20 protein-coding genes are annotated in these 19,735 nt (G+C 68.5%); all 20 read right to left on the bottom strand.

Annotation, left to right across the window (positions count from 1 at the left end; translation table 11 throughout):
- Position 1: 1 nt before the first annotated feature.
- Complete coding sequence (locus tag Q5Z10_RS10785) at positions 2-517, bottom strand: flagellar basal body-associated FliL family protein (protein ID WP_303639070.1); 516 nt, start codon at positions 515-517, stop codon at positions 2-4.
- A gap of 116 nt (positions 518-633) precedes the next feature.
- Complete coding sequence (locus tag Q5Z10_RS10790; RefSeq protein WP_303639169.1) at positions 634-1,806, bottom strand: flagellar hook-length control protein FliK; 1,173 nt, start codon at positions 1,804-1,806, stop codon at positions 634-636.
- Positions 1,806-2,273 carry a flagellar export protein FliJ gene (gene fliJ, locus Q5Z10_RS10795; RefSeq protein WP_303639071.1) on the bottom strand — a complete coding sequence of 156 codons (468 nt, stop codon included), beginning with the start codon at positions 2,271-2,273 and terminating at the stop codon, positions 1,806-1,808. The genes Q5Z10_RS10790 and fliJ overlap by 1 nt, the downstream gene beginning before the upstream one ends.
- The gene (fliI, locus tag Q5Z10_RS10800) at positions 2,270-3,667 is read right to left on the bottom strand and encodes a flagellar protein export ATPase FliI (RefSeq protein ID WP_303639072.1); all 1,398 of its coding nucleotides are present in this window, start codon (positions 3,665-3,667) and stop codon (positions 2,270-2,272) included. The genes fliJ and fliI overlap by 4 nt, the downstream gene beginning before the upstream one ends.
- Positions 3,664-4,305 carry a FliH/SctL family protein gene (locus tag Q5Z10_RS10805; RefSeq protein WP_303639073.1) on the bottom strand — a complete coding sequence of 214 codons (642 nt, stop codon included), beginning with the start codon at positions 4,303-4,305 and terminating at the stop codon, positions 3,664-3,666. Before Q5Z10_RS10805 ends, fliI begins: the two co-directional genes overlap by 4 nt.
- Positions 4,302-5,288 carry a flagellar motor switch protein FliG gene (gene fliG, locus Q5Z10_RS10810; RefSeq protein WP_303639170.1) on the bottom strand — a complete coding sequence of 329 codons (987 nt, stop codon included), beginning with the start codon at positions 5,286-5,288 and terminating at the stop codon, positions 4,302-4,304. Before fliG ends, Q5Z10_RS10805 begins: the two co-directional genes overlap by 4 nt.
- A 10-nt stretch (positions 5,289-5,298) precedes the next feature.
- Positions 5,299-6,945 carry a flagellar basal-body MS-ring/collar protein FliF gene (gene fliF / locus Q5Z10_RS10815; protein ID WP_303639074.1) on the bottom strand — a complete coding sequence of 549 codons (1,647 nt, stop codon included), beginning with the start codon at positions 6,943-6,945 and terminating at the stop codon, positions 5,299-5,301.
- Positions 6,946-6,957: 12 nt separating this feature from the next.
- On the bottom strand, positions 6,958-7,323 hold the full coding sequence (gene fliE, locus Q5Z10_RS10820) for a flagellar hook-basal body complex protein FliE (RefSeq protein ID WP_303639075.1): 366 nt from the start codon (positions 7,321-7,323) through the stop codon (positions 6,958-6,960).
- Between the two features lie 442 nt (positions 7,324-7,765).
- Positions 7,766-8,182, bottom strand: coding sequence for a hypothetical protein (locus tag Q5Z10_RS10825; RefSeq protein WP_303639076.1), 417 nt, complete (start codon positions 8,180-8,182; stop codon positions 7,766-7,768).
- A gap of 171 nt (positions 8,183-8,353) precedes the next feature.
- Positions 8,354-9,862 (bottom strand): sigma-54 dependent transcriptional regulator, encoded by a 1,509-nt coding sequence (locus Q5Z10_RS10830; protein ID WP_303639077.1) that lies wholly within the window; start codon positions 9,860-9,862, stop codon positions 8,354-8,356.
- Positions 9,859-10,236, bottom strand: coding sequence for a response regulator (locus Q5Z10_RS10835; protein WP_303639078.1), 378 nt, complete (start codon positions 10,234-10,236; stop codon positions 9,859-9,861). Before Q5Z10_RS10835 ends, Q5Z10_RS10830 begins: the two co-directional genes overlap by 4 nt.
- A 14-nt stretch (positions 10,237-10,250) precedes the next feature.
- Entirely contained in the window at positions 10,251-11,660 is a 1,410-nt protein-coding gene (gene rpoN / locus Q5Z10_RS10840) for an RNA polymerase factor sigma-54 (protein ID WP_303639079.1), read from the bottom strand.
- Positions 11,661-11,921: 261 nt separating this feature from the next.
- Positions 11,922-12,554, bottom strand: a complete 633-nt coding sequence (locus tag Q5Z10_RS10845) for a response regulator (RefSeq protein ID WP_303639171.1) — start codon at positions 12,552-12,554, stop codon at positions 11,922-11,924.
- Positions 12,555-12,645: 91 nt separating this feature from the next.
- A complete protein-coding gene (locus Q5Z10_RS10850; protein ID WP_303639080.1) occupies positions 12,646-13,224 on the bottom strand; it encodes a PilZ domain-containing protein in 579 nt (192 codons plus the stop codon).
- Positions 13,221-13,514, bottom strand: a complete 294-nt coding sequence (locus Q5Z10_RS10855) for a hypothetical protein (protein WP_303639081.1) — start codon at positions 13,512-13,514, stop codon at positions 13,221-13,223. The genes Q5Z10_RS10850 and Q5Z10_RS10855 overlap by 4 nt, the downstream gene beginning before the upstream one ends.
- A complete protein-coding gene (fliS, locus tag Q5Z10_RS10860; RefSeq protein WP_303639082.1) occupies positions 13,511-13,927 on the bottom strand; it encodes a flagellar export chaperone FliS in 417 nt (138 codons plus the stop codon). Before fliS ends, Q5Z10_RS10855 begins: the two co-directional genes overlap by 4 nt.
- A 130-nt stretch (positions 13,928-14,057) precedes the next feature.
- Positions 14,058-15,476 (bottom strand): flagellar filament capping protein FliD, encoded by a 1,419-nt coding sequence (gene fliD, locus Q5Z10_RS10865; protein ID WP_303639083.1) that lies wholly within the window; start codon positions 15,474-15,476, stop codon positions 14,058-14,060.
- Between the two features lie 444 nt (positions 15,477-15,920).
- Positions 15,921-17,090, bottom strand: coding sequence for a flagellin (locus Q5Z10_RS10870; RefSeq protein WP_303639084.1), 1,170 nt, complete (start codon positions 17,088-17,090; stop codon positions 15,921-15,923).
- 84 nt (positions 17,091-17,174) lie between these two features.
- Positions 17,175-18,371 (bottom strand): flagellin, encoded by a 1,197-nt coding sequence (locus tag Q5Z10_RS10875; RefSeq protein ID WP_303639085.1) that lies wholly within the window; start codon positions 18,369-18,371, stop codon positions 17,175-17,177.
- A 72-nt stretch (positions 18,372-18,443) separates the two neighbouring features.
- On the bottom strand, positions 18,444-19,664 hold the full coding sequence (locus tag Q5Z10_RS10880) for a flagellin (protein WP_303639086.1): 1,221 nt from the start codon (positions 19,662-19,664) through the stop codon (positions 18,444-18,446).
- Between the last annotated feature and the right edge of the window lie 71 nt (positions 19,665-19,735).

A 19,735-nucleotide genomic window follows, 5' to 3' on the forward strand; every position in this document is an offset into this window, starting at 1 on the left:
CTTACTGGGTCACGAAGCTGGTGAACAGCAGATCGTCGGCACCCTTGCTGCCGGTTTCCGCCTTCAGCACCTTCTGCACTTCGGCCAGCGCATCGGCCTGCAGCTTCTGCTTGCCGGCGATGTCGGCGATCTGCTCCGGGCTGACCTGCGAGAACAGCATCAGCAGGCGTGCGCGGAGGGCCGGGGCGTGGGTCTTGATCGCCTCCAGCGCGGCCGGATCGCGGGTCATCAGCTGCACTTCCACCTGCAGGTAACGCGGCCCGTCGAGGGAACCGTTGAGGTTGACCACGAAGGCCGGTTCCAGTGCGAAGTACTGTGCCGGCGCCGGCGTGGCGGCCTGCTTCGGGGCCTGCGCGGGGGCGTCTTCGTGCTTGGACTGGTTGAAGAACCAGACGCCGCCACCGGCGGCACCGGCGGCGAGCACGGCGACCAGGGCGGTGATCAGGAGGGGACTGCGCGGCTTGGCGGTCTTGTCCTTTTCGGCGGTCTTCTTGGTTTTGTCAGCGGCTGCGGCCACGGGGTGAAGCTCCTGAGGGTTGCTTCACCGGGATATGCAAGGGGTGTGCCGGAACGGCGGGGAGGTGTTGCGACGGAATTCCGTCGGTAGTGCCGGGCCAGGCCCGGCGCTACCGGTTACGCGTAGGCGTCCAGCAGGCCGCGCTGGCGGATCAGCTGCGCGGCCGACACGGTGGTGTCGCCCGGTGACGGTTCTCCGTCACGGCCGGAGCCGCCACGGCCGGCGGACGCGCCTGACGGATTGCCGTCGCCGCCCGGGGCCTGGTGGCCGACGTCGGCATGGGCCAGCTGGAAGCCCTGTTCGCCGAGCAGTTCGCGCAGCCGGGGCAGGCTGCTTTCCAGTGCCTGGCGCACATCCACATGCGGGCTGCTGAAACTGGCGTGGACCTTGTCGCCGTTCATCTGCAGGCGCACATCGACCGGCCCCAGGTCTTCCGGGTTGAGACGGATATGCGCATGGCCGATCTTCTGTTCGGCCAACCAGCCGATGCGTGCACCGATGGCCTGGTCGAACCCATCGTCGCCGAGCACCGGCTTGGGCGTGGGTTCGCCGCTGAAGATGCTGTTGTTGACCAGCGCAGCCTTCAGATCCTGCAGGGCCGCGGGAAGCGGCGGTTGCAGCGGCGCCGGTGGCGTGCGATCGCCGATCTGCAGACCGTCGGCGTCGTCGGCGCGATCCAGGCCGGTCGCGGCCGTGATCAGCTCGGGCAGCGGCAGGCCGCTGGCTTCGGCGTCGCCGGCAGCGGACGTTGCCGCATCCGCCGCCATCGGCGTGGCGGTGGATGCGGTGCCTGCCAGTGCCGTCGCCGGCAACGTTGCGCCTGCGGCGGGCAATCCAGCGCTGCCGGCAGCCGCGGCCGCACCCTGCGGCGCCACCGGCACCGGTTCCACGCCGCTGGGCACGGCCAGCACCAGCCCGGCCAGTCCCAGTGGCGGCCACGGCGCATCCTCCACGTCGGCGGCGCTGTCCTTGTCGGTCGCTGCGGGCGGCGCTGCCGGCGCAGCAGGGGCGGGCGCGGTGGCCTCGGCCGCAGCCGGCTCACTGCCGGCGGGGTCCCGTGGCGGCCTGTTGGCGTCGCCATCGCTGCCCGCCGCCGGCGTGCCCGGGGCGGGTGACGTGCCGGCGCCGGGTTTTGGCGGCGCGGGCGCCGTGCCGGCCGCGCCGGTACCGTCCTGCAGCATCTGGCCGAACGCCTTGCCGGAGCTGCTGCGTGGCGCGCCCGTGGCGCTGCCGGTGGCGCTGCCGCCCGGGGTGGGGGCAGCGCCGTTGCTGCCCAGAGGCGAGGGCATCACGGCCGGCCTCCCTGCTCGCCATCATCCTGGTCTCCGGACTGCGCCAGGCGTGCGCGGCGTGCGCCGATATCGTCCATCTCGCGCTGGTCGCGGCGGTCGGTCACCACCTTTTCCTGCGCGCGGTAGCTGGCCGCCAACTGCTCAAGCACGGCCTTGTCACGGCTGGCCAGGATCAGGCGCGCGCGCTCGGCTTCCACCTTCTCGCGGTTGCCGTTGACGGTCTGCTGCTGCTGCTCCACTGCGCTGTCCAGGCGGTCCAGGAAGGCACGGCGGTTCAACAGCTGCGCCGGGCTGGTCGCGGCCATCTGTGCGTTCGCATACTCCTCGGCATAGCGCCGGAGTTCGTCCAGGCGCGACAGATGGGTGTCGAGCACGGTCTGGCGTTCGGCCAGATCGCGGGCGACGGCATCCTCGTGCTCCTGGGCGCGCTTCAGCAACGGGTCGATGCGCTTGGACTGGATCATGACAGCCTCTCGTTCTCGTGTTCCACCAGGCGCTGCAGGGCGGCCTGGCTGTGCGGTAGATCTGCGGCCTTGGCGACGTCCTGGCCAAGGAATTCCGTGATTTCCGGCCAGCGCTCCAGGGCTTCGTCGGTGGCCGCATCGTTGCCGCGCTGGTAGGCGCCGATGGCGATCAGGTCGCGGTTGGCCGAATAGGCCGAGACCAGGCGCTTGAGCTTGCGGATGCGCAGGCGCCACGGTTCGTCGGCGATTTCCGTGACCACACGGCTGACCGACGATTCGACGTCGATCGCCGGGTACAGGCCACTGTCGGCCACCCGGCGCGAGAGCAGGATGTGGCCATCGAGGATGGCGCGTGCGGCGTCGGCAATCGGATCCTGCGGATCGTCGCCTTCGGTCAGCACGGTGTAGAACGCGGTGATCGAGCCGCGGCCCTTGGCACCGTTGCCGGCGCGCTCCACCAGTGCCGGCAGTTTGGCGAACACCGACGGTGGGTAGCCACGGGTGGTGGGCGGCTCACCGACCGACAGGCCGATCTCGCGCTGCGCCTGGGCGAAGCGGGTCAGCGAATCCATCAGCAGCAGGACGTTCAGGCCCTGGTCGCGGAACCATTCGGCGATGGCGGTCGCGCGGTAGGCGCCGTGCAGGCGGGCCAGCGGCGGGCGGTCGGCCGGGCTGGCCACCACCACCGCACGGCGCAGGCCTTCCTCGCCCAGGGTGCTTTCGACGAAATCGCGCACTTCGCGGCCACGCTCGCCGATCAGGCCGACCACGATCACGTCGGCGGCGGTGTAGCGGGTCATCATGCCCAGCAGTGTCGATTTGCCGACGCCGGAACCGGCGAACAGGCCGACACGCTGGCCGCGGCCGATCGGCAGCAGTGCGTTGATCGCGCGCACGCCCACGTCCAGCGGCTGGGTGATCGGTTCGCGCGCCAGCGGGTTGATCGACACGCCCGCCATGCCGACATGGCCTTCGGCGCGGATCGGGCCCTTGCCGTCCAGCGGCACGCCATCGCTGTCGATGACGCGGCCGAGCAGGCCTTCGCCCACCTCCACGCCGCCACGCCGGGCCGACGGCACCACCCGCGCGTTGGGCAGCAGGCCGTGCAGTTCAGCGCTGGGCATCAGGTAAGTGCGTTCACCGGCGAAGCCGACCACCTCGGCATCGACCCAGCCGCCGTCGACCACTTCCACCTTGCAGCTGGCACCCAGCGGCGCTTCGCAGCCGACCGCTTCCAGGGTCAGGCCGACGGCACGGCGCAGCACGCCTTCGCGGATCAGGCCGCGGCCGTGCGCGGTGTCCACTTTCAGGCCGTCCAGGCGGTTGGCCAGGCGCAGGTTGCGGGCAACGGCCCAGTCGGCCGGGGCGGCGCCGGGTTGCGGTGCGGTGTTCATGCGCTGGCTCCGGTCTGGCGGATCACCGCATCCAGTGCGCCGCGCAGGCGCGCTTCCAGCGTGCCATCGATGCGCACGGCCTCGGCATGCACGCGCAGGTCGCCGCGGCTCAGGCTGGTATCGGGCACCAGGCGCTGCTGCGGCGACAGGGTCAACAGCGGAGCGAGCGCGGTGATGTCATCAGGGTGCAGGCGGACTTCCACTTCGCGGCTGCTGCCGCCGACGGCGTCGATCGCTTCGCCGACCAGCTGCGACAGCAGCGCCGGCTCGGCCTCGTAGGCACGGCCGACCAGGGCGCCGGCGATGCGCACGGCCAGTTCGCCGAGCGCGCCCACCACTTCGTTCTCCAGGCGCGACAGCGGGCGGCCGAAGTTGTCCAGGATGCCTTCGATCTGCGCCACCAGGCGGCGCACTTCGGCCTGGCCCTGGCTGAAGCCTTCGGCGTGGCCGTGGTCGAAGCCTTCCTTCTCGGCGCTGTCCTGGATCGCCTGGATCTCTTCAAGCGTGGGCAGCTGCAGCGGCGGCTCCGGCGCATGTTCCGGGTCCGGCTCGGTGAGTTCGAAGGCATCGTCCTGCTCCAGCACCGGTTCGGGCTGGGCCAGCAGGTCCGGGGCAAGCCAGCGCACGACGTTGCTCACAGCATCGCCTCCGCGCTGCCGCCGATGGTGACGGTGCCCTCATCGGCCATGCGCTTGACGATGGCCAGGATCTCGCGCTGCGCGCCTTCCACGTCGGACAGGCGCACCGGGCCACGCGCTTCCATGTCTTCCAGCAGGATCTCGGCCGCACGCTGGGACATGTTGCGGGTGATCTTGTCGCGCACCTTGATGTCGGCGCCGCGCAGGGCCAGGCCCAGCCGTTCGCCGCTGACTTCGCGCAGCACCAGCTGCATTTCGCGGTCGTCCAGGTCCACCAGGTCGTCGAACACGAACATCAGGTCCTGGATGCGGCCGCTCAGCGGTGCGTCGATGCGGGCGATCTCGCCGAGGATGGCCTGGTCCTGGCCGCTGTCCATGAAGTTGAGGATGTTGGCCGCGCACTGCACGCCGCCGATGTTGGACGACTTCAGGTTCTGGTTGCCGGCGAACTGGCGTTCCATGATCTCGTTGAGTTCGTTCAGCGCGTTCGGCGGAATGCCGTCCAGGGTGGCGATGCGCAGCAGCACGTCGACACGGGTGCGTTCGGGCAGCAGCTTCAGTGCATCGGCGGCCTGGTCGGTTTCCAGGTGCGCCATCACGATCGCGATGATCTGCGGATGCTCGTTGCGCACCAGGTCGGCCACCGCACGCGGGTCCATCCACTTCAGCGCATCCAGGCCGGTGGTGTTGCGCCCCAGCAGGATGCGGTCGATCAGGTTGCCGGCCTTCTCGCTGCCCAGCGCCTGCACCAGCATGTTGCGGATGTAGTCGTCCGAGCCCACGCCGAGCGAGGTCTTCGAACCCAGTTCCTGGCTGAACTGGTCCATGACCCGTTCCACCTGCTCGCGGGTGATGTCGGACATGGTGGCCATGGCGATGCCGATCTTCTGCACCTCCTTGGGCTCCATGTGGCGCAGCACTTCGGCCGCGTCCAGTTCACCCAGCGACAGCAGCAGGACCGCGGCGCGCTGCACGCCGGTCAGTTGCGCGACCTCAGTCATTGGCCACCCAGCCCTTGACCACCTGGGCCACGCGCTTGGAGTCGGTCTTCACGGCTTCACGCGCCATCCGCAGTCGTTCCTCATAAGAATCCACCGGCAGGGCCAATGCATCCGGCCCGGCCAGGCTGACCCGGTCGGCGCCCAGCGCCGGCAGCGGGAGCCCATCGTCATCCACCAGCTGCACGTCCGCGCTATGCGGCTCCAGTGCAAGTTCGTCGTTCTTCCGGGTCTGGCCGGTGATCCCGCGCAGCGCCGGGCGCAGCACGCCGAACAGCAGGGCCAGCACCACCACCGCCCCCAGCAGCATGCGGCCGGCATCGTGTACCCACGGCAGCTCCCACCAGGCCGGGCCTTCGACCGGCGTGGTATCGCGCACGAACGGGGCATTCATCACCGACACGGTGTCGCCGCGTTCGGCGTTGAAGCCCACCGCCTGCTTGACCAGGGCTTCGACGCGGGTCAGCTCGGCCGCCGACAGCGGCTGCGGTGCGACCTTGCCGTTGGCACCGGCGCGCGGCACGTTGTCCACCAGCACCGCCACCGACACGCGCTTGATGCGGCCGGCCGGCTGACGGGTGTGCTGCAGGGTACGGTCCAGCTCGTAGTTACGGGTGGCGTTCTTGCTGCTCTCGGTCGGTGCCTGCGCGGTGGCCGGTGCGGCGGCCTGGCCCGGCGGACTGTTGCTGGCCGCACCCGGTACGCCCTGCGGGCCCGGGGTGCTGGTGGTGTTCTCGCTCATCTGCTCGCTGCGCAGCTTCTGCGGTTCACCGTTGTACAGTTCGCGGGCTTCCTCGGTCACCGAGAAATCCATGTCCACGCTCACTTCCGGATTGACCCGGCCGGGGCCGGTCATCGGTTCCAGCAGCTCGCGGATGCGCTGGTTGAACGAGGTTTCCTGGCGGCGCACCTGTTCGAACTGGGCCGCGTTGACCGCCGCTTCGCTGTTCGGGTCGCTGACGCTGAGCATGCGCCCGCTCTGGTCAACCACGGTCACCCGTTCCGGCGCCAGGTCCGGGATGGCAGCGGCCACCATGTGCACGATGGCGTCGACCTGGCTGCGTTCCAGCTGCTGGCCGCCGCGCAGTTCCAGGGTGACCGAGGCACTGGCCACGTCACGCTGGCGGGTGAACGCGCTGGGCTTGGGAATGGCCAGGTGCACGCGCGAATCGCGCACCGGGCGCAGCGTATTGATGGTGCGCGACAGCTCGGTTTCCAGCGCATGCTGGTAGCGCGCGCTTTCGACGAACTGGCTGACGCCGAAGCCGGGATCGCGTTCCATCAGCTCGAAGCCCAGCTTGCCGCTGTCGGTCAGGCCCGAGCCGGCCAGCTTCAGGCGGGCGTCATGCAGGTTCTTCTCCGGCACGGTGATGCCGCCGGTGGCCGGATCCAGCTGGAACGGGATCTGTGCGGCGCGCAGCAGGTCGGTCGCTTCAGCGGTGGCCTTCTGGTCCAGGCCGGTGTACAGCGGCACCATGCCCGGCTTCTGCGACCAGAAGAACACGAACAGCCCGGCCGCTACGGCCACGGCAATCATTGCCATCAGTCCGAGCCGACGGGTGATCTGCAGGCTTTGCAGCCGATCGAACCACTGGCCCGCCTTTTCGGCGTTCAGGGATTCCTTGGAGAGCGACAGGGCCATGCGGTTCTATCCTTACAGCGGCATGTTCATCACGTCCTGGTAGGCCTGGACGAGACGGTTGCGGACTTCCACGGTGGCGCGGAAGGCGATCTGGGACTGCTGCGAGGCGACCATCACCTTGGCCAGGTCGGCACCGGGCTCGCCCAGTTCGAAGGCCTTGGCCAGCGCGCCGGATTTCTGCTGTGCGTCGTTGACGCCGGCGATGGCGCCGCGCAGGGTTTCGGTGAAGCTGGCAGGCTGGACCTGCGGCGCATCCAGCACCGTGCCCGGCAGGGCATTGCTACGCGGCGCTTCGGCCAGCGGGTTGAGCGCTGGCTGTCCCATCTGGGTCTGATAGGAGCGGATCTGGGAAAGGATCGAAGTGACGGAGTGGGACATCTGCAACGGTTCCAGAAACAGGGATGGGGGTGTCTGCTGGAGCAGGTGCAAGTGCCGTGCCGAAACCGGTTTTCGATTCAGTGAGGTGAGGGTGTGGGGGGGCTGGCAGGGCGGCGCCCTGCACCCGCCGACGCCACGTCAACGTCAACGTCAACGTCAAAAGCGGGCTGCCCGTGGGTTGGCGGGGTGGGTCCGGTTGCGGGGGACGCTGCAAGTACGTCCATGTAAGCTCGGTCGCCGCATCCATGCGGCTCACGCCCCCGCAACCGGACCCACCCCGCCTTCGACAGTTTCCCGCTGCGGCCGGAAGGGCATGAACTGCTCTTGGTGAGTGTCGACCTGGGTCGACACGTTCTGGTCGGCACCGGGGCGGGTCCCGGTGCGACGCAACGGGCGCTGACCGCCATTGGCGGCGCCATTTAACCGGCGTCGGATTTCTGGCCTAGGGCTGCAGGGTCCAGTGGCCGGAATTCTGGCGCTGGCGCGGTGCGATGGGGCCGTCGTGCTGGGTGTAGATGAAACGGCCCTGGCGGTTGCTCAGGCAGGTCAGCAGCAGGGTGTAGTGGGCGGGGCCGGCCGGGTGGGCTTCGGTCATCCGGATTTCGGCGATATGCGGGGCCAGGCGCTGGTAGCGGTAGCTGCCGCCGATGCGCAGCTCGGTGCCGAGAACGTCCAGCACGTACTGGCTGGCGGCGAAGCTGACCTGCACCATGCGCCCGGCGTTGGGGTTGTCCGGTGCGTACAGCGGGTCGCTGAGGTTGGTGAACTGGCGCTGCTCCAGCGTCGTGGGCAGGGTGCAGTCGGCGGCGGTGGCCACGGCCGGGCAGAGCAGGGCGGCAAGCAGGGTCAGGCGATGCATGGCGGAACCTCGTTGGGGTGTCCTTGCCATGCTGCGCACTGCGATTGCGTTGTCTCTAGGAAAACATGCAAATGCAGGGGCAAGCAGGCCGCGGGTGAAACCACCGCGCCACAAACACCAACGCCCGGGCAAGCCCAGGCGTTCGTGCCCCCTTCATGCTGGCGACGCGCGTCAGCTGGCCAGTTCGGCCGACTCGCGTTCGATGCCGTACTTGCGCAGCTTTTCCACCAGGGTGGTGCGGCGCAGGCCGAGCAGCTGGGCGGCGTGGGCGACCACGCCCTGGGTGCGTTCCAGTGCTTCGTTGATCAGCCCCAGTTCGATGCTGGCCATGTGATTGCGCAGGTCCAGGCCATCGTCGGGCAGCGCCGCCGGCGCCGCGCCACGGTTCACGGCGATGCCGTGCTCCAGCGCCGGCTGGCCGCCACTGCCCGGGGTGTGGAAGGAGAAGCTGCGCAGGTCCAGGCGTTCCTCGCTGGCGGCAGCCGGTGCCGGTGCGGCGACGACGGCCGGGGCGGCCAGCGCGGCATCGCCACGGTAGCGGGCCGGCAGGTCCTGCACGCGCACCGAACCACCCGGGTGCAGCACGGCCAGGCGCTCGACCAGGTTGGTCAGTTCGCGCACGTTGCCCGGCCATTCGTAACCGGCCAGGGCCTGCAGCGCCTCGGGGGTGAAGCGCACTTCACCGCGGCCGGTGCGCGCCAGCTGCGCGGCGATGGTCTCCACCAGCGCCGGCAGGTCCTCGCGGCGCTCGCGCAGCGCAGGCACCTCGATCGGGAACACATTGAGACGATAGAACAGATCCTCGCGGAACTTGCCATCGGCGATGCGGCTTTCCAGATCGCGATGGGTCGCAGCGATCACCCGCACGTTGCAGCGGATGGTCTGGTTGCCACCCACGCGCTCGAAGCTGCGCTCCTGCAGCACGCGCAGCAGCTTGACCTGCATCGGCAGGCTCATGTCGCCGATCTCGTCGAGCAGCAGGGTGCCGCCTTCGGCCATCTCGAAGCGGCCCTTGCGCGCGCTCAGCGCACCGGTGAAAGCGCCCTTTTCGTGACCGAACAGTTCACTTTCCAGCAGGTCGGGCGGGATTGCGCCGCAGTTGATCGCCACGAACGGGCCATCGCGACGCGGCGAGCGCTGGTGGATGCTGCGCGAGACCACTTCCTTGCCGGTGCCCGATTCCCCCAGCACCAGCACGGTGGTGTCGAAGGCAGCCACCTGCTCGATCATCATGCGCAGTTCGCTCACCGCCGGACCGTTGCCGGTCGGGCCCTGCTCCTGCACCGCGCCGGCCTGGTGCTCGGCGTCCAGGCGCTTGAGGCTGGCGCGGCGCAGCAGGGCTTCCATCTGCGCGTGGCGCAGCGGGGCTTCCAGCGGCCAGATGTTGGCTTCGTGCAGGCCGTGCTGCTGGGCAAAGGCGGCAGCCTCGCCATCGGCCAGCAGCACCGGCGGCGGCAGGCTGCTGCCGCCCAGCCAGGCGTACAGCGCGGTGCTGGCGGCACTGTCGTCCAGGCTGCCGACGATCACGGCCATCCAGTCGTTCTGGCGCTGGCGGCCGAGGTCGAAGTCGGCTGCGTCGGAGACCCAGCGCGGGTTGAAGTCCATGAATTCCAGCAGCGCCACGGTGCGCTCGGCACGCACGGCGTCGTTGTCCAGTACCAGGATGCGCGATTCGCTCACGACCGTTCCTCCTTGAGGCCTTCCAGGATCGGCATGACTTCCTGGATGTAGGACAGCTTGCTGACGAAGTTGTCGGCACCGGCGCGCAGCGCGTGCTCGCGGTGCTCGACGTCGTCGAAGTGGCTGGCAATCACGATGTACGGTGCATCGTCCTGCGACTTGATCAGGCGGGTGGCCTGCAGGCCGCCCATCTCCGGCATCGCCAGGTCCATCAGCACCACCTGCGGGCGCAGGCTCTCGGAGCGCTCGATCGCTTCCAGGCCGTTGCCGGCGCTGCCGACGATCTGCAGCCAGTCGATCTTGCGGAAATGGCGCATGGCGGCATTGATGAAGCCCTCGTGGTCATCGACCAGCAGGACTGTGAGCTTGTTCATGTCCAACATCCTTTTCAGCCCACCCGGGCCAGCTGCGGTTGCCTGGCGCTGAGCCGGCGCCGTTCGCGGGCCGGGGCGATATCCAGTTGTTCGCGGTATTTTGCGACGGTTCGACGGGCAATGTTCACTCCCTGCCGCGACAGCAGCCCGGCGATGGCTTCGTCGGCCAGCGGCCGGCCGGCCGGTTCGGCATCGATCAGGCGCCGCACCATGGCCTTGACCGCCTGCCCGGAGACGCTGGCGCCTTCCAGGCGCACGGCGAAGAAGTGTTTCAGTTCAAAGGTGCCGCGCGGGGTCTGCAGGTACTTGCCGGTGGTGATGCGCGAGACGGTGGACTCGTGCATGCCGATTTCCTCGGCCACCTCCTTCAGGGTCAGCGGGGCCATGGCTTCCTCGCCACGCACCAGGAAGGCGGCCTGGCGCTCGACGATCACCCGCGCGGTGCGCAGCAGGGTGTCATAGCGCATCGACAGGCCGCGGCTGAACCAGCGCGCTTCCTGCAGCATCTCGCGCAGTGCCGGGGCGGTCTCGCTGCTGTCGGCCAGCGCCTGTTCGTACTGGCTGTTGATCGACACGCGGCGGCTGGTGGCCGGGTTCAGCGCTACCTTCCACTGCTCGTCGGCGTGCCAGGCGACCACATCGGGCACCACCGCGGCGTTGCGCTCGGGCAGCAGGCTGTCGCCGGGGCGCGGCTGCAGCGACAGGATCAGGCGCACCGCTTCGCGTACGTCGTCGAGCTCGGCGTCGTGCTGGCGGGCGAGGGCGGGGTAGTCGTGCGCGGCCAGTGCATCCAGCGCGCCGTCCAGGATGCGTGCGGCCAGGTGCCGCGCAGGCACCACGCCGTGCAGGCTGCACAGCTGCGCGAGCAGGCATTCGCGCAGGTCCTGCGCGGCCATGCCGGCCGGGTCGCCCTGCAGCAGGCACTGGCGGATGGCTTCGACGCCGTCGGCATCGATGTCGAACTGGGCGCTGGCCAGCAGCTGCAGCTGTGCCAGCGGCGCCTGCAGGTAACCGGCATCGTCGCAGTGCTCCAGCCAGAATGCGGCCACCGCCAGTTCGCGATCGTCCAGGTCCAGCGCCAGGCGCTGCAGCACGCGCAGCTGGGGGTCGCTGGATTCGCCGGCGGCGATGCGCGCCATGCGGTCGTCGTCGCCGTCCTGCCAGCTGGTGCCGGCCACGTCCCACATCGACGACTCGGGCAGCTCGTCGAATGCGGCCGTTTCCAGCGTGGTGGCCGCGGCCTCGGTGGCCTCGGCCGCTGGGGCCTCGGCGTCCTCGATCTCAAGCAGCGGGTTGGAGTCCAGCAGGCGCTGGATTTCCTGTTCCAGGTGCAGACCGTCCAGCTGCAACAGCCGGATCGACTGCAGCAGCTGCGGCGTCAGGTGGAGGTGTTGGCCCAGTTGGGTGGAAAGTGCAGCCTTCATCGTGGTTCCCCGGCGCCGCTCCCCGACGCCTTGTGGAACACATCTTGCTTTTGATCCGGCGGGCGCGGAATCGGGGGGTTCCTGAGGCCTTTGGTGGTGTTCCCGACAGGGTGTAGGGAAATTCCCTACTCCGGTGCGGGTTCTTGACGATTGGCCCGGCTAACCCGTTGATTCGTGGTGGAAGCGCCGTGTCAGCGGCGGTACGCCGTGTACGTATTTCCGTCAGGTGCTGTCAGGGTGACGGCTTTTCGGCGCCAGCGGTCATTCCAGCTCGTGCTGGTGGCGCGCGGCCAGCAACAGCAGATCGTTGGCGCGGCGGCAGCCGAGCGATTCCATCATGCGCGCGCGGTGGGTCTCCACCGTCTTGACGCTGATGCCGAGATCGGCGGCGATTTCCTTGTTGCTCTCTCCCTTGCCGATGCGTCGCAGGATCTCGCGCTGGCGCGGCGACAGTGCCGCAATGCCGGTCGGCTTCTCGCGGCCGAGCATCGGCGCCAGCATCTTGGCCGAGATCTGCGGGCTCAGGAACACCTGGCCGGCGTGCGCGGCGCGCAGCGCCAGTTCCAGCTCCTGCGGGGCGGCATCCTTGACCACGAAACCGACCGCGCCGCGATCCAGCGCATCGCGCACATGCGCCGCATCGTCATGCATGGTCATCATCACCACGCGGGTTCCCGGCGCACGCAGGCGGATGTCGCTCAGTGCTTCCAGGCCGGTACGACCGGGCAGTGACAGGTCCATCAGCACCACATCCGGGGCGTGCTGCAGGGCCATCTGCAGGGCCTGTTCGGCATTGCTGGCCTCGGCCACCAGCTGCACGTCGGCAAACCCCTGCAGCAGCCGCGCCAGGCCGGCGCGAACCAGGGTGTGATCGTCGACGATGAGAACTCGCACAGGCACGCTGGAGGTTGGGGAGGGGGGTCCACCTTAACTTAGCTGAACGGACCCGCCAAGGGCCGCCGGTCCGCCGTCAGGATGGCAGGTTTCAACGCGCGCGGCGCGCTTCGGCCACCTGGCGCCGGTGCAGCCGGAACAGGTGCCGCTCCATCGCCATCTCCAGGCCATCGCCGAGGCGATGGAAGCGCAGCCACAGGTAATGGCCGCCACCGCCGTCGGCGGCTTCGGCGATGACTTCCACCGGCAGGTCGATATGGTCCGGCAGCCAGTCGCTGGGCTGCAGCCGGACCACGCCGGCCTGGCCGGCGCTGGCGCCGCTGCGCGGCCCCAGCTGCAGACGGATGCCGCGACGCGACCAGCGCACCGGGCGCAGGGTCAGCTCCTGGCCCTGCTGGCGGACCAGGCGGCCCAGCAGCACCATGGTCAGGTCCATCTTCGCTTCCAGTCGCTGCAGCTGCAGGCTGGCTTCGGTGCGTTCGTCATGCTCGTCGACACGGCTGTCCTCGACCAGCGCCAGGCTGCGCAGCAGGCCTTCGGCGCTGCTGGTGCGGCCCATCGCGCTGCCGGCCTGGAACTCGGCCGGCAGGGCCAGTTCGCAGCTGAGCGTTTCGTCGAACAGCTCGCTCTCGGCGGGATGGTGCAGGGAGGTGGTCGGCAGCACGGTCATGCCAGCGATTCTGCCTGCAGGTAGGCATGCGCGGCGCGAAGCGAGCGACGGCCATCCTGCATCTGCACCGACACCGCGTCGCGGCGCTGGCGCAGCAGGCCCAGCAGGCTCTGCTGGCGTTCCAGCAGGGCCGAGAGCGGGGCGTGGTCGGCGGCGGTCAGCGGCTGGCTCAGCAGCGCATGCAGGGTGCTGTCATGGCCATCGAGCAGGCTGTCTGCGTGCTCGAAGGCTTCTTCGCCCAGGGCCTTCTCGAAGGCATCCAGCTGCGCGTTGAGTTCCAGCAGGCTCATGGTGCCACCGCGGCCGCGCGGCGCTGCTCGTGCGGGATGGCATTCCAGGCGCCGTCGATCTCACCCAGCAGCTGCAGCGACTCGTCCAGCGCGGCACGGTCGTTGTGCAGGTTGGCTTCGGTCAGGCGTTGCAGCAGGTAGTCGTACAGCGCCGACAGGTTGCCGGCGATCTCGCCGCCGGCTTCATGGTCCAGCGAGCCGTTCAGGTGGGCGACGATCGCACAGGCCTCGCCGATCGCCTTGCCCTTGCCGGCCTGGTCGCCACGCTCCAGGGTGGCCTGCGCACGACGCACGCGCTCCAGTGCGCCCGACAGCAGCAGCGCCACCAGTTTGTGCGGGTCGGCATCGGCGACCGCGCTGGTCACACCCACCTGGCGGTATTGCTCGGCGTACTGACGGCTGGAACCGTACATTCGTGATTCTCCCTATGCGCTGGGTGCCGGCGACGGATCGGGAAGACCGTTGGCACCGGCACTGCGATGATTGCTGTTGCGTCCGTTATCGGTGCGTACGGCGCCAAACTTGAGCGCCGCGCGCGATTCCTCAGCGGTTCAACTGGGCCAGCTGCTGCTGCAGCGCGGTGTTGCTCTGCTGCAGCTTGCCCATCAGGCTGTCCAGCGCCACGAACTGCTTCTTGTAGCGGGCCTCGACGCCGACCATGCGCGCGTCCAGGTCCTTGCGCCGCTTGTCGATGTTGTCCAGGGTGCTGTTCAGGCCCTTGGTGCGGGCAACGAAGGCGCCTTCCTTGCCGACCGTGGTGCTCACATAGCCGTCCACCAGCGAGTACAGGCGGCCGGCGCCACCGGTATCGCCGGTGACCGCCTGGCGGATCTTCTCCGGCTGCGCGGCGAGGGCGGCTGCGAACTTGGTGCTGTCCAGCACCAGGGTGCCATCGGCATTGGGGTAGCCGCGCGTCTGCAGGCCCAGCGCCTTGGCATCCAGCTGGTCACCGGCCAGGTCCTTGAGCACGCCGGACATCGTCGAACGCAGCTGGGCGATCGCACCGCGCATCTGCGCGTCGCCGGTCAGCGCCGCCGCTTCCTTGGTCTTCTGGTCGTACTTGGTTTCGGTGTTGATCGCCGCGATGGCCGCGTTGTAGGCGGTGACGAACTCCTGCATCACCTTGGTCGCGGCGGTGGTGTCGGTGCTGATGGTGACGGTGCTGAGCCCCGGCGTCTTCAGGTTCAGGGTCAGGCCCGGCACCGCATCGGCCACGGTGTTGCTGGCGCTCACCACTTCCACGCCGTCGATGGTCAGCCGCGCGTCGGTGGCGGGGCTGTTTTCCTTCAGGCTGCCGACCAGGGCGCCCAGCTTCGGATCGCTGCCGCCATACTCCAGCTTGATCGCGCTGGCCGCGCCGGTCTTCTCCTGGGCGATCGACAGGTACTGGTTGTCGCCGGAGCTGATCAGCGTGGCCTGCACGCCTTCCTTGCGGCCGGCGGCATCGATCTTGTTGCGTACCGTGGTCAGGGTGTCGCCTGCCTCGACCTCGATGTTCATGGTCTTGGCCTTGTCACCCACGCCCACCGTCAGCGTCAAGGTTCCGGCACCGAAGGTATCGGTCTTGGGCACCGAGGTGTCGGCGATCAGCTTGTGCGCCGATGCCAGGTTCTTCACCTCGATCTTGTGGGTGCCGTTGGACGCGGCGGCCTTGCTGGTGCCGAGGTCGTACAGCGCCACCGACGCGGTCAGCACGTCGTCGGCGTTGTTGGGGCCGGCCTTGCCGGTTGCAGTGACGGTGCGGGTGTCGAAGGCGGTGGTGGCCTTCAGCGCGGTCAGCGCGGTCTTCAGCTTGTCGAAGGCCGCGGTGACGGTGCCGAGCGACGACAGCTGCATCTTGGTCTTGGACTGCTGCAGGTTCAGCGCGTTGTCGGCTGGCTTGCGGTCGGCCGCGACCAGCTGGTTGACGATGCTGGAGATATCCAGCCCTGAGCCGATGCCACCGTATCCAAAGTCTGCCACGTCGTTTCTCCTGGTATCCGGGCCCGGCCGTCATGCGGCGGCCCGTCGTCAACGAAAATAGCGGCCTGCGCCGCCGGGTCTTGAGGACTTCGTTGATGCATGCGCCGTGCCACGGATTCAGTGGACGGTTCTGGCACGCCGGTTGCAGGAGGTCTGGGGCAGGGTGCGGGTGGGTTCACCGCAGGCTGCCGGGAGTCTGCAAAAAACCCTCCCCCAAACGCAGGGGAGGGATCAGGCTACTGAACAATCGGGGGGAGACGAAGCCGCCCGGTGCGTACAGTCAAAAGTACAGCGCTGAAAGAGAGGTCCGCAGGGGCGGGCGATGCCAAGCCGGTTCGGGAAACGTCCCGGGCCGGGCATGGCCCGCGCCTGTGAGCGCCGCGGCATTCCGGTTGCCGCGGCCGTCGAAGTGATCCGACGGCCGCGGCGCCTTGTTGCCGTGGATCAGCGCAGCAGGCTGAGCACGCCCTGCGGCACCTGGTTGGCCTGGGCCAGCATGGCCGTACCGGCCTGCTGCAGGATCTGGGTGCGGGTCAGCTCAGCGGTTTCCTTGGCGAAGTCGGTGTCCTTGATGCGGCTGCGCGACGCCGACAGGTTCTCCGAGGAGGTCTGCAGGTTGGCCACCACCGAGGTGAAGCGGTTCTGGATCGCACCGAGGTCGGCGCGGGTGCTGTTGATCGCACCCAGGGCCTTGTCGACCACTTCCATCGCCTGCTGTGCACCCTTCACGGTGGACACGTCGATCTTGTCGGCGTACTGGTTGGTCGCAGCAGCACCGGCGGCGAAACCGGCGATGGTGGAGGTGAACGCGGTGGCGACGCCGGCGCTGTTGACGCTGTCCTTGACCGAGGTCAGGGTGAGGGCACCGGCCGCGTCCGTTTCTGCATAGACGCCGGTTTCGCCGATCTTGGCGTTGATGGCGGTGGCAACGGCCTTGCCAGCGGCGATCGCGTTGGCTGCTGCGTCACCGACGCTCTTCACGGTCATCGCGTCAAAATTGACGACCGTGCCCTTGCTGTCGGTGATGGTGAAGGCCGCGACAGCGGTATCGACGTCGTCGGCGCCGCCGACATCGGCCGTTGCCGTTGCGAACTGCGCGCCACCCAGGGCATTGGCCTTGGCGTCGATAGTCTTGTCGATGGCGATGGCCTGGCCGGCGTTGGCACCGACCTGGAACAGCTGGCTGGAGAACGAACCGTCCAGCAGCTTGGTGCCGTTGAAGTCCGACTGCTTGGCGACGCGGTCGATTTCGCTGACCAGCTGGGTCACTTCGGCCTGCAGCGCCTTGCGGTCGCTGGCGGAGTTGGTGGCGTTGGCGGCCTGCACCGACAGTTCACGGACGCGCTGCAGGTTGTTGCCGATTTCGGTCAGCGAACCTTCGGCGACCTGGGCCAGCGAGATGCCGTCGTTGGCATTGCGGATGGCCACGTCGGTACCGCGGATCTGGGTGCCGAAGCGCTCGGAGATGGCCAGGCCGGCCGCATCGTCCTTGGCGCTGTTGATGCGCGAACCGGAGGACAGGCGCTGGATGGTGGTTGCCAGCGAGCTGCCGCTGGTGCTCAGGTTGCGCTGAGCATTCAACGACATCGTGTTGGTGTTGATGACTTGTGCCATGGTGCTTTTCCTTTGGCGAAGGTGAAACGTGTATCAGGAGCCGGGCGCCGCCTGCGGCGACGCCCGGTGGTGGAACGGAAGCGCTTAGCGCAGCAGGCTCAGCACGCCCTGCGGCACCTGGTTGGCCTGGGCCAGCATGGCCGTACCGGCCTGCTGCAGGATCTGGGTGCGGGTCAGCTCAGCGGTTTCCTTGGCGAAATCGGTGTCCTTGATGCGGCTGCGCGATGCCGACAGGTTCTCCGAGGAGGTCTGCAGGTTGGCCACCACCGAGGTGAAGCGGTTCTGCACCGCACCCAGGTCGGCGCGGGTGCTGTTGATCGCGCCCAGGGCCTTGTCGACCACTTCCATCGCCTGCTGTGCACCCTTCACGGTGGACACGTCGATCTTGTCGGCGAACTGCTTGGGAGCCACCGCCGGAGCGGTCTGGCCAGCGGTGAAGGTGCCACCGGTGACGGCCACGGCGAAGCCCTTGAAGGCGCCGTCCTTGTCCACGCTGTCCTTGACCGAGGTCAGGTCCACGCCGGTGCCGGCCGCGTTGACTTCGGCATAGACGCCGGTTTCACCGATCTTGGCATTGATCGCCGCCGACAGCGCGGTGGCCGTCGCCTTCTGGGTGCCAGCGGCGGTGCCGGTGGCTTCGACCTTCAGGTCGGCGAAGCTGACGGCGTTGCCCTTGCTGTCGGTGATCGACAGGCCGGTGATGGTGCCGGCGGTGGTGCCGTCGGCCGGCGCGGTGACGGCCAGGGCGCCGGTGGCGAACTGCGCGCCACCCAGGGCGTTGGCCTTGGCGTCGATGGTCTTGTCGATGGCGATGGCCTGGCCGGCGTTGGCACCGACCTGGAACAGCTGGCTGGAGAACGAACCGTCCAGCAGCTTGGTGCCGTTGAAGTCCGACTGCTTGGCGACGCGGTCGATTTCGCTGACCAGCTGGGTCACTTCGGCCTGCAGCGCCTTGCGGTCGCTGGCGGAGTTGGTGGCGTTGGCGGCCTGCACCGACAGTTCGCGGACGCGCTGCAGGTTGTTGCCGATTTCGGTCAGCGAACCTTCGGCGACCTGGGCCAGCGAGATGCCGTCGTTGGCATTGCGGATGGCCACGTCGGTACCGCGGATCTGGGTGCCGAAGCGCTCGGAGATGGCCAGGCCGGCCGCATCGTCCTTGGCGCTGTTGATGCGCGAACCGGAGGACAGGCGCTGGATGGTGGTTGCCAGCGAGCTGCCGCTGGTGCTCAGGTTACGCTGAGCATTCAACGACATCGTGTTGGTGTTGATGACTTGTGCCATGAGGAGAGGTCCTTGAGCGGTTGCACGTGAGTTGGGTTAGACACCCCCGACGTGCTCCGGGGGCGGCTCATGTCAGCGCTGCAACAGGCTGAGCACGTTCTGCGGTACCTGGTTGGCCTGGGCCAGCATGGCCGTACCGGCCTGCTGCAGGATCTGGGTGCGGGTCAGCTCGGCGGTTTCCTTGGCGAAGTCGGTATCGCGGATGCGGCTGCGCGATGCGGACAGGTTCTCCGAGGAGGTCTGCAGGTTGGCGACCACCGAGGTGAAGCGGTTCTGGATCGCGCCGAGGTCGGCGCGCACGCTGTTGACCGATTCCAGCGCCTTGTCGACGATCGACAGCGCCTTCTGCGCGCCTTCGGCGGTGGTGACGTTCAGGTCCTTGACGAAGGTGCTGGTCGCACCGGTCAGCAGGCCGCCATCGGTGCTGGTCTGGGTCAGGCCCAGGCCGGCGATGGTCGCGGCGGTGACGCCGGCCGGCGGGGTCGCGGCGCTGACGCCCAGGGCGAAGGTCTGGCCGTCCTTGACCGAAGACAGGCTGATGACGCCGGCGTTGACCGAGGCCATGACGCCGGTTTCGCCCAGCTTGTTGTTGATCGCGGCCGAGGTGGCCGAGGTGATCGATTCACCTGCCTTCACGGTGAAGTCGTTGACGGTGACCGTGGTGGCGGCGCCGCCCGGCGGGGTCACCGTGATCTGCAGGCCGGAATAGGTGGTGTCGGCGGTCGCCTTGTCGGCCGCGGCCAGGCTGGTGCCGGTGTAGGCGTTGGCGAAGGTGGCTGCGCCCAGCGAGTCGGCCTTGGCGTTGACCACGCTGTTGATGGCGATCGCCTGGCCGGCGTTGGCGCCGACCTGGAACAGCTGGCTGGTGAAGCTGCCGTCCAGCAGCTTGGTGCCGTTGAAGTCGGCCTGCTTGGCCACGCGGTCCACTTCCGAGACCAGCTGGGTCACTTCGGCCTGCAGCGCCTTGCGGTCGCTGGCCGAGTTGGTGGCATTGGAGGACTGCACGGCCAGTTCACGGATGCGCTGCAGGTTGTTGCCCACTTCGCTCAGCGAGCCCTCGGCGACCTGGGCCAGCGAGATGCCGTCGTTGGCGTTGCGGATGGCCACGTCCAGACCACGGATCTGGGTGGTGAAGCGCTCGCTGATGGCCAGGCCGGCGGCGTCGTCCTTCGCGCTGTTGATGCGCAGGCCGGAGGACAGGCGCTGGATGGTGGTGGCGAGCGAATTGCCGCTGGTGCTCAGGTTGCGCTGAGCGTTGAGCGACATCGTATTGGTGTTGATTACCTGTGCCATGGGGTCGTCTCCTCTTATATGGAACCCGTTGGTGAATGGAACGAAGCGCCGCCTGGTTTTTTGTTTGGCTG

It is taken from the genome of Stenotrophomonas sp. 704A1 (assembly GCF_030549525.1).
GTDB lineage: Bacteria > Pseudomonadota > Gammaproteobacteria > Xanthomonadales > Xanthomonadaceae > Stenotrophomonas > Stenotrophomonas tuberculopleuritidis.

Bases quoted from the DNA above. Each gene is read 5' to 3' on its own strand.
- Q5Z10_RS10875 (WP_303639085.1), bottom strand. From the start codon at position 18,371: ATGGCACAAGTCATCAACACCAACACGATGTCGTTGAATGCTCAGCGT.
- Q5Z10_RS10880 (WP_303639086.1), bottom strand. From the start codon at position 19,664: ATGGCACAGGTAATCAACACCAATACGATGTCGCTCAACGCTCAGCGC.
- Q5Z10_RS10850 (WP_303639080.1), bottom strand. From the start codon at position 13,224: ATGACCGTGCTGCCGACCACCTCCCTGCACCATCCCGCCGAGAGCGAG.
- fliS (WP_303639082.1), bottom strand. From the start codon at position 13,927: ATGTACGGTTCCAGCCGTCAGTACGCCGAGCAATACCGCCAGGTGGGT.
- fliI (WP_303639072.1), bottom strand. From the start codon at position 3,667: ATGAACACCGCACCGCAACCCGGCGCCGCCCCGGCCGACTGGGCCGTT.
- Q5Z10_RS10835 (WP_303639078.1), bottom strand. From the start codon at position 10,236: ATGAACAAGCTCACAGTCCTGCTGGTCGATGACCACGAGGGCTTCATC.
- Q5Z10_RS10825 (WP_303639076.1), bottom strand. From the start codon at position 8,182: ATGCATCGCCTGACCCTGCTTGCCGCCCTGCTCTGCCCGGCCGTGGCC.
- fliJ (WP_303639071.1), bottom strand. From the start codon at position 2,273: ATGATCCAGTCCAAGCGCATCGACCCGTTGCTGAAGCGCGCCCAGGAG.
- Q5Z10_RS10870 (WP_303639084.1), bottom strand. From the start codon at position 17,090: ATGGCACAAGTCATCAACACCAACACGATGTCGTTGAATGCTCAGCGC.
- Q5Z10_RS10790 (WP_303639169.1), bottom strand. From the start codon at position 1,806: ATGCCCTCGCCTCTGGGCAGCAACGGCGCTGCCCCCACCCCGGGCGGC.
- rpoN (WP_303639079.1), bottom strand. From the start codon at position 11,660: ATGAAGGCTGCACTTTCCACCCAACTGGGCCAACACCTCCACCTGACG.
- fliE (WP_303639075.1), bottom strand. From the start codon at position 7,323: ATGTCCCACTCCGTCACTTCGATCCTTTCCCAGATCCGCTCCTATCAG.
- Q5Z10_RS10855 (WP_303639081.1), bottom strand. From the start codon at position 13,514: ATGAGCCTGCTGGAACTCAACGCGCAGCTGGATGCCTTCGAGAAGGCC.
- fliF (WP_303639074.1), bottom strand. From the start codon at position 6,945: ATGGCCCTGTCGCTCTCCAAGGAATCCCTGAACGCCGAAAAGGCGGGC.